This window comes from Alteromonas alvinellae (assembly GCF_902705805.1).
In genome coordinates this window covers 1-2,991 of sequence record NZ_CACSIH010000239.1, presented here as the reverse complement: position 1 = coordinate 2,991, position 2,991 = coordinate 1, and the positions used below count along the sequence as shown (strand labels likewise).

The 2,991-nt window shown below is 42.0% G+C and carries 1 protein-coding gene and 1 pseudogene; both read left to right on the top strand.

The window, feature by feature from the left end:
• Positions 1-411 precede the first annotated feature (411 nt).
• Entirely contained in the window at positions 412-1,812 is a 1,401-nt protein-coding gene (locus ACX5KA_RS18450) for a right-handed parallel beta-helix repeat-containing protein (protein ID WP_458731845.1), read from the top strand.
• A gap of 9 nt (positions 1,813-1,821) precedes the next feature.
• Positions 1,822-2,991 (top strand): annotated as a pseudogene (locus tag ACX5KA_RS18445) (hypothetical protein); the annotation flags it as partial.

Below are 2,991 nucleotides of genomic sequence, written 5' to 3'. Positions count from 1 at the left end.
TGGTGATGGGGTGCCTAATGTGGTGGTGTTTGGGCTAATTATTGCTCAAGCAGTGTTTAAACTGCACTGATAATTTTGGGACAGGGTTAATAGCAGTAAGGCCCACTCTGTCCCTATACACCTCTAATTTTACACATAATAGTAACAGAATATTTGACTAACACGCCCTTATGATTAATATTTGATCAGCGATTATCCAAAGGGATTTGATTTGACGTAATTCATTTTTACACAAAACGTCTATAAGTTTCCCTCCTTGCTTTATCGCTTAATTTGCAACCTTGTTATACCTAATCCTAATATTAATAGTTGTAGGTTAATACAATGTATTAGATAAAGTGCGATTAGCTATATTCAATTGCCACAAGAAGAAATGTAGACGCTTAAACCCATTCAAGGTCAAAGAAAAAGATGAGACGTTCAATAATATTATCGTGTTTGTTCGCTGCTATGCCTATTGTTGTCAGCGCAAAAATAATTAACGTGAACCCTGGAACAAATACCCTGCAAACCGCAATAAACGTAGCGGAGGCTGGGGACACGTTAATTTTAAGCTCGGGCGTTTATGATGTAAGCTTACCTTCAATACGTCCCGACGACGACTATTTTGTTATAAATAAACCAATTACCATTCGCGCTAAAAGTGCTGACGAGCGACCAACGCTAAATGTTGTTCGTATTACTGACGCGAGTTGTAGCACTGAAGAAGGCGTGCAGTATTCTTATCAAGACGGTGACATAATTACTCTTCAGGGAATCATCACAAACGCGGATATTACGATAAATCGCTGCGGCATGGTGATATCAGACAGTATTCTTCGAGGTAGTGTGAGATCTTCTGCTACTCCGGCGGTCATTATTGGTAACGACATTTTTTTAGATAGCATAGAAAGGATAGATGCGAATGTTGTCGCCTATAATCATATACGTCAGAACTCCGGTGCTGTTACAGGTGCGCAGTACATTGTGGGTAACAATATTAACTGTTTCAGCGTCGGTAGCGGAATTTGCGTACAATCAAATTACCCAGGCGCACAAAGTTTGAATGAAGGTTTCATTGTAGGCAACTCTTTTCAAGTGGAAACCGCGCGCTACGAAAGCCAGACTGAAGGAGCAGGAAACAATAACTTTAGTATACGATACGCAATCAACTTGAATAGCGCTGCATCAACTACAGTAGCATCTAATAGCATTCATTTTAAAATTCAAGATGGAGATAGACCTGTCGAAAATGAACGAGTGTCGGCACTTGTTGCGGTTGGCATGGCACACGTTGAACTCAATACAACAGCTTCAATTTATAACAATACTATTGTTTACGACGCCTCACTACCTGCCCCACTTAACGACTCAGATGCGGGGGCTATTTATACTATTATCGGTGATGCAACAGTTCGCAACAACATTATCTTTGGAGCCCATATACCCGCCATATCCTTTAACCAAGATACCGCCGCACAAGGTTATGAAAATATAGTAGTTGCTACGCATAATATTTGTTTTGGGAATGTAGAAAACTGCTCAGAAAGTGAGAGCAACATTAACGCTGACCCGCAATTCGTTGGCGACAGTTTTAGAGTAAGCGAAACTTCTCCTGCGAAAAACGGTGGTTATGACGCACTCATGTTATATGACATTGATAAGACGCTACCAGATATTGGGGTATATGGTGGCCCCTATGGTTTTGAGCAATACACTAACATTCGAGAAAGCGAAGAGTTGCCATATATAGTGCCCCTGTTTAATGAAATTGCCGAAGAAACTACTGATGCAGTGAATGTACGCGTAATAGCAGTACCTCGTTTGCGCTAGGAGTGAGCTATGAAATATTCTCATATGGCTCTGGCCTTATCATTAGCAATGACAAGCAATAGCATATTCGCTGCCGATTACGACATGACCATAGCCGCTGGTTTTATAGATTCAAATAGCGAAATTTTGCCCCAAGAAAGTATAGGTGGATTGGCCATTTATTCTTTCACAACATTGAATAAGTTAGGAAGAGCTGAAAACTTAGCCCAAGTAAAAGTCACATCGTTAGTAACTCAAGCCAATGATTACAGTAACATAACGCTTTCTGACGAATGCTATAGCGCTTCTGTTTGTATAGTGAATGAGAGTTCTATCGGTAGTTACGAACTCGATGTTACCAGCGAACTATTGTTGCCCCATACTAGAACTGAGGCAGGTTGGTCTAGAACTACTAATTTCGCAGTCAACAATTTAACGACAGTTGGCAGTAACTTCGATAACACGTTTATTGATTTTCTTGGCGAAAACACTTCCTTTGCCCCTCCCATATTTGGAATTACTTTTTCTGGCGTGCCGTTGGGCGGCCGCATAATTCGGTACTCTTTAAACGCAGAAGATGACCAACGTACGCAAACCGAATTACTTCTAAACTTTGTAGCAAAAGATATGGATAGCGATGGCATTATAGACTTAGAAGATCTTTTTCCTAACGACCCAACAGAATGGGCAGATAACGACCTTGATGGTATCGGTAATAATGCCGATCCTGATGACGATAACGACGGCATGCCAGATGTGTATGAAACACGCGTTGGCCTAAACCCACTGGTTGCTGATGCCGATGGGGATGCTGATGGGGATGGCCTGTCTAACCTTGAAGAGTTTGAGTATGGTACCGACCCGTTTAATGCTGACTCTGATGGCGATGGCATTAACGATAAGCTAGATAATAACCCTACGGTGCCTGATGAGAGTCGTGCTTCTGAGCTAGGCTCAGGCATACCGTTACTGTGGCAAGATGTGAATGGCGACGGTGTGACTGAATTGGGTGTGTTTAGTGTGGTGGATGATGTGCCTACCCTGTCTGTTATGAACCTTGTGGATAATGCTGAACTTTCACGTATTACTTGGGCGGCAGATGCTTATTTACCTTCATCAATGACACCGATTGCCTTACCTGATATGGACGATGATGGAGTAGTTGATGTGGGCGTATTTGGCATTCGTCAGGATGAAGGT